This is a genomic window from Streptomyces sp. NPDC014889, from assembly GCF_043081205.1.
Lineage (GTDB): Bacteria > Actinomycetota > Actinomycetes > Streptomycetales > Streptomycetaceae > Streptomyces.
Map to the genome: position 1 here is coordinate 300,557 of NZ_JBIBWH010000006.1, position 17,546 is coordinate 318,102.

Here is a 17,546-nt window from a genome sequence, read left to right on the forward strand (position 1 = left end):
CAGTCGAGCGTCTGAGGATCACGCGTCCTCGATGGCCGCCATGACCTCGGGCGAGTTTCTGATCAGGATCCGGTGCCGGTAGGCCCGGACAACAGCTGCGGCACCTTCGAGGTCGTCGGTTGGGGAGGCTCCTACAGCGGCGGCCAGCTCTTCCTCGAACCGCTCCCGGTCACCCGGGAATCCGTAGCGGCCAAGGGCACTGCGCAGATCGTCCACAGTGCGGATCTCCGGGAGGGGCAGGCTGCTTGTCATCCGGCTCACGCGGCCGCGGCGGATGGGCGGCAGTCTCTGCAGCGGCCTGGGTCCGGGGACCTGAACGCTCTCTCGCAGCCGTCGCAGGTCTGGAGCGGGGCCGGGCGCAGGGCGGTCGCGGGTGGTGGTGGGGCGGCGGGGAGAGGTGGCGGCAGGAGGGAGGCGAGGCGGTGGGCCAGGAGCGCCGCCGGGTGCTTGATCGGGTCCTCGGGCAGGCCTGCCGTGAGCGTTCGCGTCACGGCCGTGGGCGGTACGCCCCGCTCCAGCCACTCGGAGACCGCCGGCGCCAGCCGGTCCACGTCCCGTTCGGTGAGGAGCAGGCGGGAGTCGTGGGCGCGGAGGCCGGCCAGCAGGTCGTTCGCCGTGCGAGGTGCGGGCGGGGCCGAGGCGGCGGGAGGCCCGGGCGGGGCGGCCGGGCGAGCGGGCTCGGATGGCCGGGCGACTTCGGCGCGCTGCGGCTTGTTGTACGAGGTCGTCCGGGTCGTCATTCGGCCCGATTGAAGACGCTCCTTGGCGCGTGAGAGGTAGCCGTGTTCCTCCAGCTCCCGCAGGGCCGCGGCGATCCGGATCTCTCCTTCGGGGAACTTCCCCGCCAGCGTCTTGATCCCGATCGGGGTGCCCTTCGGCAGCGACTGGATGTGCACAGCCAGGCCGATCGCCGTCAGGGACAACTCGGCGTGCTGGGCCAGATGGTTGCCGACCACCGTGAAGTTCTCGTGGTGGGGTTCGTTCATGTGGATGACGCCGCCCGAATGGCCGGACTTGGCGCGTGCGGGCGCGTTAGGGTGCTTGCTAGTCATCGGGAAGGTCTCTTCTTCCTCGGTGATCAGGCCCTCGCAGTGGGATGCCAGTCCCGGCGAGGGCCGATGCATGTGTGCGGTTGGTGGAACAGACGCTGCACCACGATCGCCTCGCCACGCCAGCCGAGCGGGGCATATTCACTCCGCCGGGTGATCGACGGGGGCGGTGGGGGCGGGTTCGGTTCTTTCCCCGGTTCTTTGGTCTTTGGTGTCGGGCGACACCGGGTCACCGGTCTCCGCGACGCGGTGCGAGTTCGGCCCAGACCGTCTTGCCGTGGGCGGGCGCTTCCGTGACGCCCCAGCGGTCGGCGAGCGCGGCCACGAGCAGCAGGCCCCGTCCCGACTCCGCGTCCGCCGTCACCGGGTCCGCGATCCTCGGGAGCCGGTCTCCACGCGCGTCGGTCACCTCGATGCGCAGGACGCCGTCCCCGTGCAGCTTCATCGCCAGCCGGAAGTCCCGCCCCCTGACCCGCCCGTGGAACGCCGCGTTCGCCGCCAGCTCCGCCACGATCTGCACCGCGTCCGCCACGTCCACTCCCCAGTCGTCCAGTTGGCGTTCGGCCAGCAGGCGGGCCAGTCGCGCGCCCCGGCGCGTCGCGGAGAGCTGCACGGCGAAATGGATCGGCGGAGCAGCGATCGATAGGGGGAATTTCTTACTCATGTCACCCAGAGTCGTCATCCATCCCTAGGCTGAACAGCCATCACCGCGGTACGCAACGTGACTGTACGAGCGCGCGGCGGAGTCGTCCGGCTCGTACGTCGGGAGGGGATGACACATGGAGGACGAAGAGGCCGAGGCCGTACTCAGGACGGTCGGCCGGCAGATCAAGATGTGGCGCGAAGCCGCCGGGCTCAAGCAGGGCGAACTCGGCGTCGCCATCGGGTACAGCGACGAGATGGTCTCCTCGGTCGAACGCGGACGCCGCATCCCCAAGCCCGACTTCCTCGACAAGTCCGACGAGGTGCTCGGCGCGGGCGGCAAGCTGTCCGCGATGAAGGCGGACGTGGAGCGGGCCCGGTACCCGAAGAAGGTACGGGACCTGGCGAAACTGGAGGGTGAGGCGGTCGAGTTGGGGGCGTACGACAATCAGCAGATCCATGGCCTGTTGCAGATTCCGGCATACGCCCAGGCGTTGTACGCGATGCGTCGCCCCTCGTACACGGAGGACGAGATCGAGCGTCATGTCGCCGCGCGTATGGCCCGTAAGGCCGTGTTCGAGCGAGTGCCCCGGCCGCTCATCACTTTTGTCCAGGAGGAGGTGACGCTGCGGCGGCCGATCGGCGGCAGAATGGTTCTGCGAGAGCAGCTCGAACGTCTGCTGGAAATTGGGCAGTTGCGGCACGTCTCGGTTCAAGTGATGCCCACGGACCGTGAGGACCACGCGGGTATGGCGGGGCCGCTGCGGCTCCTGAAGCTCCGGGACGGCAAGACCCTGGGGCACTGGGAGGCTCAGTTGCACAGCCGGGTGATCAGCGACCCGAGAGAGGCCCAGATCCTCGACATGCGCTATGGAATGATCCGTGCGCAGGCCCTCTCACCTCGGGAGTCGCTGTCCTTCATCGAGAAGATTCTGGGAGAAGAGACATGACCACCACGCTCAACTGGTTCAAGAGCAGCTACAGCAGCAACGACGGCCCCGATTGTGTCGAGGTCGCCATAGCCACCCCCGCCCCCTCCGCCGCCACCGTCCACGTCCGTGACTCCAAGGACCGGGACGGTGCGCGGATCGTGTTCGGGGGTGCGTCGTGGAGCGCGTTCCTCGGCGGGGTCGCTAGCTGACGACCTCGACCCTCGTTCCCCTCTCCGCGAAGTTCCACAGGGCCGTGCCGTCGGGCTTGCCCATGCGGATGCCGCCCGTCTTGGCGTCGGCCGCGGCCGGTGGGGGTGAGGCGCCGTCCACGGCGTTGCTGAAGGCGATGAAGACGCCGGACTTGCCCGCGAAGTACATGATGTGCTCGATCTGGACGCCGTCCGAGCCGGTCGTCGAGGGGACGCGCTGGGAGATGACGTAGGCGCCCGGGTCGGGGCTCACCGTGCCCGGCCAGACCGGGAAGGTGCGGGTGGGCTTGTCGCTCTCGTCGACCAGCCACACGCGCTTCTGGGCGAGGGCGTAGACGATCCGGTGGCCCACGCCCGAGTCGGCGGGGACGGCCGGCGGGGCCGCGGGCTTCGGCTTGGGCTTCGCCGAGGGGCTCGCGCTCGCCGAGGACACGGGTCGGTGGTCGGCGGTCGGGGCCGTGGGGTGGGAACCCTGGTCGGCCTTCACCGCCAGGACGGCCACCGCCGCGACGGCTCCCACGGTCAGGCCGCTGACCCAGGCCCACGAAGGTATTCGGGCCGCCATGGGCACGCATCTCCTCGGTGCTACTCAACCCCTCCGACGGGGGTCGGATCATCGTACTGCGAGCTGCGTCTGCCTCTGTTCATTCCAGGACCGGCAGGAGGTCCGGGAGGTGGCCGTCCGAGGCGGCCGCCGCGCGCCGGCGTTCCTCCGGGACCTCGCCGTAGAGCGTGGTCCTCGGCTTCGCCGGGCGTCCGGCCGCCGCCGCCACCGCGACCAGGTCCTTGACGGACTTGTAGGAGCCGTAGGAGGAGCCCGCCATGCGGGAGATCGTCTCCTCCATCAGCGTGCCGCCGAGGTCGTTGGCGCCGGAGCGGAGCATTTCGGCGGCGCCGGCCTCGCCCAGCTTCACCCAGCTCGTCTGGATGTTGGGGATCCAGGGGTGCAGCAGGAGGCGTGCCATCGCCGTCACCGCGCGGTTGTCCCGTACGGAGGGGCCGGGCCGGGCGATGCCCGCCAGGTACACCGGAGCGTTGGTGTGGATGAAGGGGAGCGTCACGAACTCGGTGAAGCCGCCGGTCTGTTGCTGGATGCGGGCGAGGGTGCGCAGGTGGCCGAGCCAGTGGCGGGGCTGGTCCACGTGGCCGTACATCATGGTCGAGGAGGAGCGGATGCCCAGTTCGTGGGCGCTGGTCACGACCTCGATCCAGGTGGCGGTGGGCAGTTTGCCCTTGGTCAGGATCCAGCGGACCTCGTCGTCGAGGATCTCCGCCGCGGTCCCGGGGATGCTGTCCAGGCCGGCCGCCCTGGCCTCGGTGAGCCACTCGCGGATGGACAGGCCGGTGCGGCTGGCGCCGTTGACGACCTCCATCGGGGAGAAGGCGTGCACGTGCATGCCGGGGACGCGTTCCTTCACCGAGCGCGCGATGTCGAAGTAGGCGGTGCCCGGCAGGTCGGGGTGGATGCCGCCCTGCATGCAGACCTCCACCGCGCCGACGTCCCAGGCCTGCTGGGCCCGGTCGGCGACCTGGTCGAGGGACAGGGTATAGGCGTCGGCGTCGGTGCGGCGCTGGGCGAAGGCGCAGAAGCGGCAGCCGGTGTAGCAGACGTTGGTGAAGTTGATGTTCCGCGTGACGACGTACGTGACGTCCTCGCCCACCACGGACTTGCGGACGTCGTCCGCGATCCGGCAGAGCGCGTCCAGGGCCGGGCCGTCCGCGTGCAGCAGCGCCAGGGCCTCGTCGTCGGTGAGCTTCGTGGGGTCGTCGGCGGCCGTGCGCAGGGCCTGCCGTACGTCGGTGTCGACGCGCTCCGGTGCCATGCCGGGGGCGGCCGCCTCGCGCAGGGCGCCCCAGTCGCCGTACACCTCGTCGAAGTCGCCGCGGCGGTCGGCGGTGCGGCCGTCGGTGTCGATGGTGCGGTGCAGGTCGGTGCGGCCGGTGGCGGTGAAGGCCTCGTCGGGCTCCTGCCAGGGGCGGCCCTCGACGACCGCGTCCGGGCGGGCCAGGCCCGTCGCGGGGTCGGCCAGGGCGCGGACGTGGGGCAGCAGCCGCGGGTCGAGCCAGGGTTCGCCGCGGGTGACGAACTCGGGGTAGACGCAGAGCCGTTCGCGCAGTTCGAAGCCCGCCGCGGCCGACTTCTCGGCGAGCTGCTCGATCCGGGGCCAGGGGCGTTCGGGGTTGACGTGGTCGATGGTGAGCGGGGAGACGCCGCCCCAGTCGTCGATACCGGCGCCGATGAGCCGTTCGTACTCGGCGTCGACCAGGTTGGGCGGGGCCTGGAGGCAGGCGGACGGGCCCATGATGTGCCGGGCGACGGCCACCGTGGCGACGAGTTCGTCGAGTTCGGCGTCGGGCATGCCGCGCATGGCCGTGTCCGGCTTGGCGCGGAAGTTCTGGATGATCAGTTCCTGGATGCCGTGGTGGGCGCGGGCGACCCTGCGCAGCGCGAACAGGGACTCCGCGCGCTCCTCGTACGTCTCGCCGATGCCGATCAGGATCCCGGAGGTGAAGGGGACGGAGGAGCGGCCGGCGTCCTCCAGCACCCGCAGGCGCACGGCCGGTTCCTTGTCCGGGGAGCCGTGGTGGGGGCCGCCCGGCTCGGACCACAGCCGGCGCGCGGTCGTCTCCAGCATCATGCCCATCGACGGGGCGACGGGCTTGAGGCGCTGGAAGTCCGTCCAGGTCATGACGCCCGGGTTGAGGTGCGGCAGCAGGCCGGTCTCCTCCAGGATGCGGATGGAGACGGCGCGTACGTAGGCGATGGTGTCGTCGTAGCCGTGCGCGTCGAGCCACTCGCGCGCTTCCGGCCAGCGGTCCTCCGGCTTGTCGCCGAGGGTGATCAGGGCTTCCTTGCAGCCGAGTTCGGCGCCCCGGCGGGCGATGTCGAGGACCTCGTCGGGGGACATGAACATCCCGTGACCGGCGCGGCGCAGCTTGCCCGGCACGGTGACGAAGGTGCAGTAGTGGCACTTGTCGCGGCACAGCCGGGTCAGCGGGATGAAGACGCTCTTGGAGTAGGTGATGACGCCGGGCCGGCCGGCGGCCTCGAGCCCGGCGTCGCGCACCCGGGCGGCGGAGGCGGCGAGGTCCTGAAGGTGCTCGCCCCGCGCCTGGAGCAGCACCGCCGCCTCGGCGACATCGAGCGCGACCCCGTCCCGGGCCCGCTTGAGCGCACGACGCAGCGAGTTCTCGGTGGGACCGGTTCCGGAGACCGCGGAAGTCGTCATCCTTCGAGCATAGGCTCGCGCTGATCAACGAGCCCAGACCCGGCTACGGCTGCTCGGTGTCCTTCGGATGGCCGGGGGACGCGTAGACCAGGAGCACGGTGCGACGCGCCTCGCCCACGAGATAACGCACACGGCCTACCGCCGTCACCTCGTACTCCCACTGGGGATACTCGCGGCCCCCCAGGTTGCCCGTCGCAAGGCGCCCGCGCAGGCGGTGCTGCCTGTCGGGATCAACGCGCGACACTCGCGGCGCAGCGCTTCGTAGCAACGCCGCGTGTTTCCCGGTGCCTCGGCTCCCAGCTCGCCCCAGCCTTCGGCCGCGTCGTTCGTCGCGAAGCGCAGGCGCCATTCCTGGTCCACCGGGGGCGGCGCGACATCGTCGCCGCGCTTCGGGCTCACGGCGCGATCACCTCGCCGTGGTCCTCGTCGGGCAGCCGACGCGTCAGCCGCGCGGTCAGGTCGGGGTCGGCGAGGATGCGGGCCGTCGCCCGCCACTCGACGACCACCCGGTGGAGATTGGCGTGGACGTCCAGTTGCGCGGCGTCGTAGGTGGCGTCGATGAGTTCGGCCACGAACTCCCGCAGTTCGTCGGCCGACAGGTGACGGACCCATGGGAAGACCGTGGGCAACGCCCGCACTATGGCCCGTGCGCCGCCGTCAGTGCCGATGAGGGCGCCGAGAAGCCTGGCCGTGATGTCGGCCGTCTCCTCACGCTGCTGATCATGTCGCGCCGTCGTGAGGTAGAGGTCCTCTCCGTCCCTCCGCGTGATGTGCACACGCTGGGCCCGGTCGAGTGTGTCGGCGACACGCTTCGAGTTCTTCGAGAGCTCCGAGAACGAGACCGTGGGTGTGGACATGGCTTCACCATACTTCGGAATGTATTCCGAAGTCCGTAGCTGCGCTCGGCGGGCCGGCCTCGGACGCACTCCGATCGTGCCGGGTACCGCCGTGGCGCCTACGTTGGAAGGCGTGACCTTTGCCGAGGGTGCCGGGGGTGCGGGCGGCGGGCGGGAGGCCCGGGTGGTCCGGGGGACGCTGGCGCCGGGTGCGGTCGACTACGTGTACGTTCCCGTCGACGTTCCGGACGGGGTGCGGGAGATCAAGGTCTCGTACACCTACGACCGGCCGGCCGTTCCCACGGGCACGCCGGGCAACGCGCTGGACATCGGCATCTTCGACCAGCGCGGCATCGAACCGGGCGGCCGGGGATTCCGCGGCTGGTCGGGCGGGGCGCGTACGGAGTTCTTCATCCGGGCGGACGACGCGACGCCGGGGTACATCGCCGGGCCGGTCGACGCCGGTGTCTGGCACATCGCGCTCGGGCCCCACACGGTCGCCCCGCAGGGCCTGTCGTACGCGCTCGACGTCACCCTGACCCTCGGCGACCCGGGCACGGCCGTACCGCCGGTGTACCCGCCGCAGCGGGCCGGGGGGCGGGGCCGGGCCTGGTACCGGGGGGACTGCCACCTGCACTCCTGGTACTCCGACGGCCGCCGCACCCCCGCCGAGATCGCGGCGCGGGCCAGGGTGGCCGGGCTCGACTTCATCAACAGCTCGGACCACAACACCCATGCCTCCCACGCCCACTGGGCGGACCACGCGGGCGACGACCTGCTGATCATGCTGGGCGAGGAGGTGACGACGAGGAACGGCCACGTCCTGGCCCTGGGCACCGACCCCGGCACCTTCGTCGACTGGCGCTACCGGGCGCGCGAGGACCGCTTCGGCCGGTTCGCCCGCGAGATCCGGCGCGCGGGCGGCCTGGTCGTGCCCGCCCACCCGCACGCCACCTGCGTCGGCTGCGCCTGGAAGTTCGGCTTCGGTGAGGCGGACGCGGTGGAGGTGTGGAACGGCCCCTTCACCCCGGACGACGAGACGGCGGTGGCCGCGTGGGACGCCACGCTCGTCGCGGCGGCACGGGGCGACCGGCCCTGGCTGCCCGCGATGGGCAGCAGCGACGCCCACCGGCCGCCGGACTCCGTGGGCCTGCCCCAGACGGTCGTCCTGGCCGACGGCCTCACCCGGGAGGCCGTCCTGGACGGCATCCGCGCGGGCCGCTCGTACGTCGCCGAGTCCCGGCGCGTGTCACTCGCCTTCACCGCGACCGGGGCCGGGGGCGAGCAGGCGGGCATCGGGGAGCGGCTGCGGGCGGCCCCGGACACCCCGGTGACGGTCCGCCTGGAGGCCTCCGGCGTACCGCGCTGCTCGGTCCGCCTCGTGACCGACCAGGGGGCGCTCCTCACCAGCGACCCGTTCCCGGTGTCGGGCTCGGGGGTCGTCGAGTGGCGTACGACCCCGGCGTACGCGGCCTATGTGCGCGCGGAGCTGCGTCACGAGACGGCGGTGGGGCCGCTGCCCGGCGTGATGGCGGCGCTCACGAACCCGATCTTTCTGGGCCCGGGCCCGCCCGGCTGACCGCCGGACACCCGTGCCGCGCCCCGCCTTCGGCGGCAGGGAGCGTGCGAAGAGGATGTGTGGGCCTTGTGTCGTGGGATGTACGGGGCTGTGATCGCCGTCTCGGGAGCTGACGCATCTGCCGTGAACAAGGCAAACTGGCTCTGCTTGTTGACGGTTCGACAGGGCGCCAGGGGGCAGCGATGGAAGGTGTACCGCGAGTGCCTGAGCAGCGGTGTCCCGAGGAATCGGCGACGCTGCGCTTCAGCGTGCTCGGTCCGGTGCGCGCCTGGCGCGGAGGGCAGCTGCTTCCCACCGGATCCCCGCAGCAACGCGCCCTGCTGGCAGCGCTGTTGCTGCGCGAGGGACGCACCGCGACCGCGGCCGAGCTGATCGACGCGCTGTGGGGCGAGGAGCCGCCGTCGCAGGCGCTGGCGGCGGTGCGGACGTACGCCTCCCGGCTGCGCAAGGCGCTGGACCCCGGGGTGCTGGTCAGCGAGTCCGGCGGGTACGCCGTGCGCGGTCCGGGCGAGGGCGCGCTCGACCTGGCCGAGGCGCAGGAGCACGCGGCCCGCGCCGACAGGGCCCGGTCGGCCGGTGACCTGTGCCAGGCGCGCGAACTGCTGCGGCGGGCGCTCGCCCTGTGGGACGGGGAGCCGCTGGCCGGCGTGCCCGGCCCGTACGCCGAGGCGCAGCGGGTGCGCCTGGAGGAATGGCGCCTGCAACTCCTGGAGTCCTGCCTGGACATGGACCTGGAGCAGGGGTGCCACGCGGAGGCCGTCTCGGAGCTGACGGCGCTGACGGCGGCCCACCCGCTGCGGGAACGGCTGCGCGAGCTGCTGATGCTGGCGCTGTACCGCAGCGGCCGGCAGGCGGAGGCCCTGGCGGTGTACGCCGACACCAGACGCCTCCTCGCCGACGAGCTGGGCGTGGACCCCCGCCCCGAACTGCGCGAGCTGCAACAGCGCATCCTCCGGGCGGACCCGGCCCTCGCCGAGCCGTCCTCCCCGGTGGCCGAACCGGCGGTGGTCGCCGTACGCCCCGCCCAACTCCCGGCGACCGTTCCGGACTTCACCGGCCGCAGCTCCTTCGTGGCCGAGCTGAGCGAGGTGCTGGCCTCGGCCGAGGGGCGTGTGATGGCCGTGTCGGCGCTGGCCGGGATCGGCGGCGTGGGCAAGACGACGCTGGCCGTCCACGTGGCCCACCAGGCGCGGGCCTCCTTCCCGGACGGCCAGTTGTACGTGGACCTCCAGGGCGCCGGCGCGCGGGCGGCCGAACCGGAGACGGTCCTCGGCTCCTTCCTGCGCGCGCTCGGCACGGCGGACTCGGCGATCCCGGACTCCTTGGAGGAACGCGCGGCCCTGTACCGCTCGGTCCTCGACGGCCGCCGGGTCCTGGTCCTGCTGGACAACGCACGGGACGCGGCCCAGGTCAGACCGCTGCTGCCGGGCACGGAGGGCTGCGCGGCCCTGATCACCTCCCGGGTGCGGATGGTGGACCTGGCGGGCGCGCACCTGGTGGACCTGGACGTGATGAGCCCCGACGAGGCGCTGTCCCTGTTCACGCGGATCGTCGGCGAGGAGCGGGTGGCGGGCGAGCGCGAGGCGGCCCTCGACGTGGTCGCCGCCTGTGGTTTCCTGCCGCTGGCCATCCGTATCGCGGCGTCCCGGCTGGCGGCTCGCAGGACCTGGACGGTCTCGGTCCTGGCGGCCAAACTCGGCGACGAGCGGCGGCGCTTGGACGAGCTCCAGGCGGGCGACCTGGCGGTGAAGGCCACGTTCGAGCTGGGCTACGGGCAGTTGGAGCCCGCGCAGGCCCGCGCGTTCCGTCTCCTGGGCCTGGCCGACGGCCCGGACATCTCCCTGGATGCGGCGGCTGCCGTGCTGGACCTGCCGGCGGACGACACCGAGGACCTGCTGGAGTCCCTGGTCGACACCTCGCTCCTGGAGTCGGCGGCCCCCGGCCGCTACCGCTTCCACGACCTGGTCCGCCTCTACGCCCGCGCCTGCGCGGAGCGCGACGAGCACCCGCCGGGCGAGCGGGAGGCGGCGATGTCGCGGCTGCTGGACTTCTACCTGGCCACGGCGGCCCGGGTCTTCGCCATCGACCGGCCGGGAGACATGTTGGTGGACCACTTGGAGGAGCCCCACTCCGCCGGACTGGACTTCGCGGACCGTCGCGCCGCGCAGGACTGGCTCTACTGCGAGGCGGTCCCGCTCCTGGCCTGCGTACGGCAGTCGTCCGGCGCCGCCACACTCCGCCGCGCCGTCGACCTGCTGTGGGCCGCGGTCGATCTCGCGGAGTCGGGGGCCAACTCCAAGGAGTACGAGGCGACCGCGGCAGCACTGCGCGATGCGGCCCGCGCCGCATCGGACGGCCGGGCGGAGGGGCGGGCCATCCTGGTCCTCGCCAACGCGCGCCACTGGTCGGGCCACTTCGACCGGGCCGACCAGGAGGCGCGGCAGGCACTCGCGCTGTCGGAGGCCGCGGACGATCCGCTGCCCTGCTGCTGGGCGGTGAACATCCTGGGGGCGTTCGCCTTCTACCAGAGCCGGTTCGCGGAGGCCGAGGAGTACCTGGAGCGGGCCATCCGCGACTTCCGGGCCTGCGACGACCTCGCCGGCGCGGCGGCCGCGTTGTGCAACCTGTCCCGTCTGCATCTGGAGACGGAGCGCGCCGAGAGCGCCGCCCGCCTCGCACGGCAGGGCGTGGAGATGTACGAGCGACTCGGGCACTCGCTCAAGGTCGCGAACGGCCACTACGCCCTCGGGATGGCCCTCGGCAAGAACGGTCAAGTGGCCGACGCCGCCGCCCACCTCGGTGCGGCGCTCCAGGTGTTCCGCACCAGCCGTCAGCGGCTGTGGGAAGGCATGGCCCTCTTCCGGCTCGCTGAGGTCGATCTTCTCGCCCAGCATCCCGCGCGGGCCGCCGCCAACGCCGAGATGGCACTCGCCGCGCTGCGGGGCATCGGCGGCGACTGGCGCCGCGGCAACGTCCTCACCGTGCTGGGCACTGCCCTGAGCGGGCTGGGCCAGTCCGGGAGGGCCCGGGTGTGCTGGCAGGAGGCGCTGGAGATCTACGAGCGGCTGGGCTCCCCCGAGGTCGCGGAGGTGCGGGCGCTGCTGACCCCTGCCGCGGTGGCGTGACGCCCCGGCCGAGGCGTTCATCATTCGTTTATGGCGGCCCGGCACCCTCTTCCTTGTCGGTTTCGTCGCGTCGGGGGGCGGACGAATCGCCGGCGAGGTCGCCGCACTCGCCATCTGGGCGGGCGACTCGAAGGGGCCCGTCCGGCCACCCACGGGGGAGTGACCGGAGGGCCCCCACCACCTCGAACGGCACACAGCAACGGGAGACAGCAGTATGAGCGAGACCAGCAAGGACAAGCCGGTCGTCAAGCCGACCAACACGCACATCACCGACGCCGAGACCGGCACCGGGGTCAAGCCGCTCAACACGCACATCACCGACGTCGAGAAGGTGGGCGACGGCGGCACGGACAAGCCGGACAACACGCACATCACGTCCGACCCGAGCTAGGGCTTCCTCTCACACGGGGATCGGCCGCGGTGGCACCGAGGGGGAGCCGCCGCGGCCGAGGTGTGTCCGGGGCAGGTCAGTCGGCGGGCGAGGCCGTCGGGTCCGGCTCGCAGTGGTCCACCGCCGGGAGGTGGCCGCCGTCGAGCCGCACCTCGGTGGTCGCCCTGCCCTTCGCGGGCACGGCGACCAGGGGGGACGAGTTCGTCAGGAGCAGGGTTCCGTCGGCGTCGTAGAAGGCGACCCGGGCCTGGAACTCGGCCCTGCTGTCGTTGGGGTTGTCGATCTCGACGGTCGCGTACGGCTTCTTCCGCGTCGCGCAGCCGATCAGCCTCACCGTGGCGTCCCGCAGCGGCCGTGCGGTGCTGCCGCGGCCGCGGGACGACGAACTGTCGTGGTTCTGGTGCGAGCTGCTGCACCCGCCGCCCCCGCCGCTGTGCCGGCTGTGGCCGCGGCCGTGTCCGTGGCCCCGTGAGAAGCCCGTCAGTGCCAGCAGCACCGCCGCCAGTACCGCCGTCAACCTGATTCCACGCCCCCGTGTCGTCATGGCGTTCACCCTATCGGCGCAACGACCCACCATGACTGTGCGCGGGATCGGCGCGGGGTCAGGTGGTGCGGGCGGTGCCCGTGCCCTTCTCCGCGTCCAGGGCGTACACGCAGCGATCCTTGCTGCACGCGTACACGACCCCGTCCCTGACCACCGGCGAGCCGGTGATCTCGCCGCCGGTGGCGAGCTTCCAGCGCAGCCGGCCGTCGTCGGCCTTGAGCGTGTACAGCAGGTGGTCGGTGGAGCCGAAGTGGATACGGCCCTCGGCGACCACCGGTGCGCCGACGATCTCGCCGCCCGCCTGGAAGCGCCACTTGGGCGTGCCGGTGACGGCGTCCAGGGTGTACAGGCCCCGGCCGCTGCCGACGTGGACGTGCCCGGCGGCGACCAGGACGGGGGCGACGGAGGCGCGGGACTCGGTGGCGATGCGCCAGCGGTCGCGGCCGTCGGTGGCGTCGAGGGCGTAGACGGTGCCGAGGTAGTCGGCGAGGTAGACGCCGCCGCCGCTCACCGCCGGGCCCGGCGCGAAGGCCGGCGGGCAGAGGAAGACCGCGGGCGCCTCGAAGTGCCAGCGGACGTGGCCGCTCGCCACGTCCACGGCGAGCACACGGGTGCCGGCGCAGAGGTAGACGTAGCCGTCCGGGGCCGGGGTGACGCGCACCGGCACGCCGCCGCAGGAGGCCGCGTCGCCGATCGGGTAGGACCAGCGCTCCTCGCCCGTGCGGGCCTCCAGGGCGCGCAGGCGGGCGTCCTGCCAGACGTACACGGTGCCGTCGTGGACGACGGGGCCGGCCTCGGGGGACTCGAAGTCGGTCTGGCAGCCGGCGATCTCCCACAGCTTCTGGCCGCCCGCGGCCTCCCAGGCCTGGACGCCCCCGCCGCGGGTGCCGGTGACGACCGTGCCGCGGTCGGCCTTGAGGGAGTACACCCAGGCGTCGGTCTGCACCCGCCACAGGTCGGTGCCCTCGCGGGCGTCCAGGGCGAACAGGGTGGGCCCGTCGGAGGCGTGCACCCGGCCGTCGGCGACCGCCATGGACCAGGCCACGTCGCGGGTCTTGAAGCGGCGGCGGCCGGTGGCCACGTCCAGGGCGTGCACCTCGAAGGAGGTGACGTAGACGAGGTCGTCGGCGACGGCCGGGGTGCCCCAGACGTCGTTGGACATGCGGAAGCGCCACGGGCGCCAGCCGGCCGGGGTCTCCGGCGGCGCGGCCGGTAGGGCGGGGTCGGCGCCGTTGACGCCGGGGTGCGGCCTGGACCAGGTGGCGGCCAGGCCCGCCTCCGGCGGGGGCGCCTTGACGGCGGCGGCTCGGGCGTCGGCGACGCGCGGTCCGGGGCCGATCGGCACCTGGGCGCCGGCCAGCCGCACGGGTCCGGAGTCGGGGACGCCCACCGGCGCGGGCCCGGCCGGCGCCGGAACGGCGGGGCTGTGCGAGGGCGGGGGCGGTACGGCGACGCGGGGGCCGGGCGGGGCGGGCTGCAGGGCCAGGCGGCCGCCGCGGCGGGACTCGATGAGGCCGACCGCGGGCTCGGGCAGCCAGGCGGAGGCCGTACCGCTGTCGTCGGAGCCGGAACCGAACAGATGGGGCGCGAGCTGGGCCTGGAGGTCGGCCGGCTTGGGCCGGGCGGTGGCCTCCATCTGCATGCAGGACTCGATCAGTGGACGCAGCTCGTCCGGGAGCCCCTCCAGGTCGGGGCCCTCGCGCAGCAGCATGAACACGGTCTCGACGGGGTTGGCGCCGTGGAAGGGCGGATGCCCGGTGGCGGCGAACACCAGCATCGAGCCGAGCGAGAAGACATCGCTGGCGCCGGTGACGCTGCGCGAGTCCTTGGCCTGCTCCGGGGACATGTACGCGGGGGTTCCGACCGCGACGTTCGTCATGGTCAGCCGGGTGTTCGAGACGCCGGAGGCGATCCCGAAGTCGATCACACGGGGCCCGTCCTCGACGACGAGGACGTTCGACGGCTTCAGGTCGCGGTGGACGAGCCCGGCGCCGTGGATGGACTGGAGCGCCTCGGCGACACCCGCCGCCAGCCAGCGCACCGCCTGGGCCGGGAGCGGACCGCACTCGGTCACTATCTCCTCGAGGGAGGGCGCCGGGACGTAGGCCGTGGCCAGCCACGGCACGGCGGCGCGCGGGTCGGCGTCGACGACCGCTGCCGTGTAGAAGCCGGAGACCGCCCGCGCGGCCTCGACCTCACGTGTGAAGCGGACCCGGAAGAGCTGGTCCTCGGCCAGCTCGGTCCTGACCGTCTTGATCGCCACGCGCCGGCCGGACGCCGAGCGCGCGAGATAGACCAGCCCCATGCCGCCGGCACCCAGCCGTCCCAGCACCTCGAACGGCCCGATCCGCCGCGGGTCGTGCTGCGTCAGCTGATCCACCACTTGCCTGCCACCTCCCCGTACGAGCCGCGCCACCCACATATGTACGCGACCGAAGTGCAGCGTCTCACCACCGCACCGCCGTGGCGGCACGCACCCTGATTCTTCCTGTCCGACGCACAGGTTGCGAACCCGGCGACACATCGGGATGTCACGCCGCAAAACCCCCTCTTCCCGGCCGGGGGGCGGATTTCACCTCTCCGATCGCCTCTCCTTCACTTCTCCTTCACCTCTCCAGCAGGGCGAAGGACGCCCCCTGATTGTCGGCGACGACGGCGACGGTTCCGTACGACGTCGCGAAGGGCGGCACCTGCACCCGCCCGCCGAGCCGGGCGACCGTGCCGAGGGCGGCCGCCAGGTCCGCGACGCGGAAGTGGACGAGGAAGTGCGGCGGCATCTCGGCCGGGAAGACGTCGGAGACGGCGGCCCGGCCGAAGTCGGGCTCGGCGCCCGGCCCGAACAGGGCGTCGTGGAACAGTCCGCCGTAGAAGACGTTGGCGGTCTCGGTGTCGCGGGCGTAGAGCTGGGCCCAGACGAAGGTGCCCGGCTCGTGGCGCCTGCCGAAGCCCTGGTGGCTGTCCGGCTGCCACAGCCCGAAGACGGCGCCCTCGGGATCGGCGGCGAGGGCGGCGAGACCCAGGCCGTCGACCCGGGCGGGCGGGGTCACGACCTGCCCGCCGCCGGCCGTGATCCGCTCGGCCAGCGCCCGGACGTCAGGGGTCGTGAAGTACACGGTCCAGACGGTGGGCATACGGCCGTCCGTCTTCGGCGAGAGCGCGGCGACGGGCTCCCCGTCCAGCCGGGCCGGCACGGACGCGCCGTACGTCTCCTCCGCGAAGCTCCACCCGAAGAGCTCACCGTAGAACCGCTTTCCCGCCTCGACGTCGGGTAGCTGCGCGTCCACCCAGCAGGGGACGCCCTCTGTGCTCGCGGATGCCCTGTTTTCGGCCATGTCGCCAAAGTAGCCGGGTCGCGCGCGGCCCGCAGACCAGGCACACCAGCCTCTGAGAGCTCATGCACCCCATTTGCAGTCGGCCGAATCGCGCTCCGATCACTGCTCGGTAAGCTGACGACATGACAGGACAAGTGCGTACCGTCGACGGCCGCGTGGCCGGTCGACGTGGGCAGGCGACCCGGCAGAAGCTGCTCGACTGCCTCAGCGAGATGCTCAGCTCCTCCCCCTACCGGGACGTCAAGGTCATCGATGTCGCGAGGAAGGCGGGCACTTCGCCCGCGACCTTCTATCAGTACTTCCCCGACGTCGAGGGCGCCGTTCTGGAGATCGCCGAGCAAATGGCCGCCGAGGGCGCGGGATTGGCCGAGCTGCTGGAGGGCCGGTCGTGGACCGGCAAGGCCGGCTGGCAGACGGCGCAGGAACTCGTGAACGGGTTCTTCGAGTTCTGGCGCCACAACGACGCCATTCTGCGCGTGATCGATCTCGGCGCCGCCGAGGGCGACAAGCGCTTTTACAAGATCCGTTCGAAGATCCTGAACTCCGTGAACAACTCCCTGGCGGAATCGGTCACCGAACTCCAGTCCAAGGGCCGGGTCGACAAGGACGTGAACCCGGCGGCGATCGCCGGTTCGCTGGTCGCGATGCTCGCGGCGGTCGCCTCGCACCAGAAGGGCTTCGCCCCGGGGGTGAAGCAGGCCGAGCTGAAGCCGAACCTGGCGCTCCTGGTCCACCTGGGCGTCACCGGCAAGAAGCCGACACGATAACCGCACCCCGGCCCCGGACTCCGTCCGGGCCCCAAGTCCTGTCAGGCAGGCGGCGGTCCACACAGGTGGGCCGCCGCCTGCTGCCATGTGCGGGGGTGGACGTAAGAGGCCTCAGACGCGGTCGAGCCAGATCACGATGCCCGTCAGGTCGTGGAGTACGGCCGCGACGCCCGCCCGGACGGCGGCCGCGCAGCGCCCGGCGGTGAACGACTCCGGGTCGTACGTCGAGGACATGCCGAGCCCCTCGCCCCGGAACGACGCACCGGACCAGTCGACCGCCGTGACGTTGTGGGTCGGTTCGGCCAGTTCCGCGCCGACGACGAGGAACTGCTGCGACAGATGGCTCGCGGTGACCACCGCGAGGGGGTCGACGAGTTCGTTGCCCGCGCTGACGACCAGGTCCGGGCTCATGCCGATGGCCCTGTCGACGGCGGGAACGAGATCGTGGGGGCCGTCGGCGGCCACCGTCCTGAGGTCGGCGTGCTCGCTCGCGGCCCAGTCCTCGACCGCCGACACCAGGGCCCGGGTCGGACGGTCGTCGCCCGCGGTCAGCAGCACCACGCGGTAGCCCTTCGGCGGGTGCACGCCCTTCCAGGAACCGGGCCGTGGGGTGACCGTGGCCTCCGGGGTGGGCGGCGCGGAGGGGTCGGTGAACCCCGCGCCGAGCATGCCCACGGCGGTGGGCTTCCCGTGCGGCTGCGACCAGTCGTCGCCGGAGCCGCATCCGGTGACCAGCGCGGCGGCCGCGGCCAGCGTGGCAACGGCCCGAAGCGGGGAGCGCAAGGCGATCGTCCTCCGAGTGATGGTGGGTGCGCCGCCATCCTGCTATCCGCGACCGCCGCGGGTCGCCCCCGCGAGCGCCGATGCGGGGCTTGTTTCTCAACGCTTCGCCGACAGGCCGGAGTTTGTT

The 17,546-nt window shown here is 72.5% G+C and carries 16 protein-coding genes; 6 read left to right on the plus strand and 10 right to left on the minus strand.

The genetic code is table 11. The features are described 5' to 3' along the window. Positions 1-18 precede the first annotated feature (18 nt). The 3 genes from ACF09J_RS14250 to ACF09J_RS14260 all read right to left on the minus strand — a co-directional run bounded on the left by ACF09J_RS14250 (position 19) and on the right by ACF09J_RS14260 (position 1,713). A complete protein-coding gene (locus ACF09J_RS14250; RefSeq protein ID WP_392305692.1) occupies positions 19-252 on the minus strand; it encodes a hypothetical protein in 234 nt (77 codons plus the stop codon). Positions 253-257: 5 nt separating this feature from the next. After that, on the minus strand, positions 258-1,052 hold the full coding sequence (locus ACF09J_RS14255) for a helix-turn-helix domain-containing protein (RefSeq protein ID WP_392305693.1): 795 nt from the start codon (positions 1,050-1,052) through the stop codon (positions 258-260). 226 nt (positions 1,053-1,278) lie between these two features. Next, on the minus strand, positions 1,279-1,713 hold the full coding sequence (locus tag ACF09J_RS14260) for an ATP-binding protein (RefSeq protein WP_392305694.1): 435 nt from the start codon (positions 1,711-1,713) through the stop codon (positions 1,279-1,281). A gap of 115 nt (positions 1,714-1,828) precedes the next feature. On the opposite strand from ACF09J_RS14260, the gene ACF09J_RS14265 reads away from it, so the two are divergent. Then, positions 1,829-2,641 carry a Scr1 family TA system antitoxin-like transcriptional regulator gene (locus ACF09J_RS14265; protein ID WP_392305695.1) on the plus strand — a complete coding sequence of 271 codons (813 nt, stop codon included), beginning with the start codon at positions 1,829-1,831 and terminating at the stop codon, positions 2,639-2,641. Continuing rightward, positions 2,638-2,832, plus strand: a complete 195-nt coding sequence (locus tag ACF09J_RS14270) for a DUF397 domain-containing protein (protein WP_392305696.1) — start codon at positions 2,638-2,640, stop codon at positions 2,830-2,832. Before ACF09J_RS14265 ends, ACF09J_RS14270 begins: the two co-directional genes overlap by 4 nt. On the opposite strand, the gene ACF09J_RS14275 is transcribed toward ACF09J_RS14270, so the two are convergent. The 3 genes from ACF09J_RS14275 to ACF09J_RS14285 form a co-directional block, all read right to left on the minus strand. After that, positions 2,825-3,397, minus strand: a complete 573-nt coding sequence (locus tag ACF09J_RS14275; RefSeq protein ID WP_392305697.1) for a L,D-transpeptidase — start codon at positions 3,395-3,397, stop codon at positions 2,825-2,827. The two genes, ACF09J_RS14270 and ACF09J_RS14275, sit on opposite strands and share 8 nt — an antisense overlap. A gap of 79 nt (positions 3,398-3,476) precedes the next feature. Next, the gene (locus tag ACF09J_RS14280) at positions 3,477-6,062 is read right to left on the minus strand and encodes a bifunctional FO biosynthesis protein CofGH (protein ID WP_392305698.1); all 2,586 of its coding nucleotides are present in this window, start codon (positions 6,060-6,062) and stop codon (positions 3,477-3,479) included. A gap of 395 nt (positions 6,063-6,457) precedes the next feature. Further along, positions 6,458-6,919, minus strand: coding sequence for a prevent-host-death family protein (locus tag ACF09J_RS14285; RefSeq protein WP_392305699.1), 462 nt, complete (start codon positions 6,917-6,919; stop codon positions 6,458-6,460). A gap of 19 nt (positions 6,920-6,938) precedes the next feature. Between ACF09J_RS14285 and ACF09J_RS14290 the strand changes: the two genes are divergently transcribed. The 3 genes from ACF09J_RS14290 to ACF09J_RS14300 all read left to right on the plus strand — a co-directional run bounded on the left by ACF09J_RS14290 (position 6,939) and on the right by ACF09J_RS14300 (position 11,993). Then, on the plus strand, positions 6,939-8,477 hold the full coding sequence (locus ACF09J_RS14290; RefSeq protein WP_392305700.1) for a CehA/McbA family metallohydrolase: 1,539 nt from the start codon (positions 6,939-6,941) through the stop codon (positions 8,475-8,477). A gap of 182 nt (positions 8,478-8,659) precedes the next feature. Beyond that, positions 8,660-11,602, plus strand: coding sequence for a BTAD domain-containing putative transcriptional regulator (locus ACF09J_RS14295; protein WP_392305701.1), 2,943 nt, complete (start codon positions 8,660-8,662; stop codon positions 11,600-11,602). A 214-nt stretch (positions 11,603-11,816) separates the two neighbouring features. Then, complete coding sequence (locus ACF09J_RS14300; RefSeq protein WP_392305702.1) at positions 11,817-11,993, plus strand: hypothetical protein; 177 nt, start codon at positions 11,817-11,819, stop codon at positions 11,991-11,993. Positions 11,994-12,069: 76 nt separating this feature from the next. On the opposite strand, the gene ACF09J_RS14305 is transcribed toward ACF09J_RS14300, so the two are convergent. The 3 genes from ACF09J_RS14305 to ACF09J_RS14315 form a co-directional block, all read right to left on the minus strand. Continuing rightward, positions 12,070-12,537 carry a hypothetical protein gene (locus ACF09J_RS14305; RefSeq protein ID WP_392305703.1) on the minus strand — a complete coding sequence of 156 codons (468 nt, stop codon included), beginning with the start codon at positions 12,535-12,537 and terminating at the stop codon, positions 12,070-12,072. Between the two features lie 58 nt (positions 12,538-12,595). Further along, entirely contained in the window at positions 12,596-14,920 is a 2,325-nt protein-coding gene (locus ACF09J_RS14310) for a PQQ-binding-like beta-propeller repeat protein (RefSeq protein WP_392305704.1), read from the minus strand. A gap of 223 nt (positions 14,921-15,143) precedes the next feature. After that, positions 15,144-15,869: a VOC family protein gene (locus ACF09J_RS14315; protein ID WP_392305705.1), complete on the minus strand. Its 726-nt coding sequence runs from the start codon at positions 15,867-15,869 to the stop codon at positions 15,144-15,146. A 134-nt stretch (positions 15,870-16,003) separates the two neighbouring features. Between ACF09J_RS14315 and ACF09J_RS14320 the strand changes: the two genes are divergently transcribed. Then, positions 16,004-16,636, plus strand: coding sequence for a TetR family transcriptional regulator (locus ACF09J_RS14320; protein WP_392305841.1), 633 nt, complete (start codon positions 16,004-16,006; stop codon positions 16,634-16,636). Between the two features lie 111 nt (positions 16,637-16,747). On the opposite strand, the gene ACF09J_RS14325 is transcribed toward ACF09J_RS14320, so the two are convergent. After that, the gene (locus tag ACF09J_RS14325; protein WP_392305706.1) at positions 16,748-17,419 is read right to left on the minus strand and encodes a hypothetical protein; all 672 of its coding nucleotides are present in this window, start codon (positions 17,417-17,419) and stop codon (positions 16,748-16,750) included. Between the last annotated feature and the right edge of the window lie 127 nt (positions 17,420-17,546).

What these genes read in the sequence shown, in the direction of transcription:
- ACF09J_RS14265 (WP_392305695.1), top strand. Translation starts at nt 1,829, where the DNA reads ATGGAGGACGAAGAGGCCGAGGCCGTACTCAGGACGGTCGGCCGGCAG.
- ACF09J_RS14270 (WP_392305696.1), top strand. Translation starts at nt 2,638, where the DNA reads ATGACCACCACGCTCAACTGGTTCAAGAGCAGCTACAGCAGCAACGAC.
- ACF09J_RS14315 (WP_392305705.1), bottom strand. Translation starts at nt 15,869, where the DNA reads ATGGCCGAAAACAGGGCATCCGCGAGCACAGAGGGCGTCCCCTGCTGG.
- ACF09J_RS14305 (WP_392305703.1), bottom strand. Translation starts at nt 12,537, where the DNA reads ATGACGACACGGGGGCGTGGAATCAGGTTGACGGCGGTACTGGCGGCG.
- ACF09J_RS14290 (WP_392305700.1), top strand. Translation starts at nt 6,939, where the DNA reads ATGTATTCCGAAGTCCGTAGCTGCGCTCGGCGGGCCGGCCTCGGACGC.
- ACF09J_RS14275 (WP_392305697.1), bottom strand. Translation starts at nt 3,397, where the DNA reads ATGGCGGCCCGAATACCTTCGTGGGCCTGGGTCAGCGGCCTGACCGTG.
- ACF09J_RS14260 (WP_392305694.1), bottom strand. Translation starts at nt 1,713, where the DNA reads ATGAGTAAGAAATTCCCCCTATCGATCGCTGCTCCGCCGATCCATTTC.
- ACF09J_RS14255 (WP_392305693.1), bottom strand. Translation starts at nt 1,052, where the DNA reads ATGACTAGCAAGCACCCTAACGCGCCCGCACGCGCCAAGTCCGGCCAT.
- ACF09J_RS14300 (WP_392305702.1), top strand. Translation starts at nt 11,817, where the DNA reads ATGAGCGAGACCAGCAAGGACAAGCCGGTCGTCAAGCCGACCAACACG.
- ACF09J_RS14285 (WP_392305699.1), bottom strand. Translation starts at nt 6,919, where the DNA reads ATGTCCACACCCACGGTCTCGTTCTCGGAGCTCTCGAAGAACTCGAAG.
- ACF09J_RS14295 (WP_392305701.1), top strand. Translation starts at nt 8,660, where the DNA reads ATGGAAGGTGTACCGCGAGTGCCTGAGCAGCGGTGTCCCGAGGAATCG.
- ACF09J_RS14280 (WP_392305698.1), bottom strand. Translation starts at nt 6,062, where the DNA reads ATGACGACTTCCGCGGTCTCCGGAACCGGTCCCACCGAGAACTCGCTG.
- ACF09J_RS14250 (WP_392305692.1), bottom strand. Translation starts at nt 252, where the DNA reads ATGACAAGCAGCCTGCCCCTCCCGGAGATCCGCACTGTGGACGATCTG.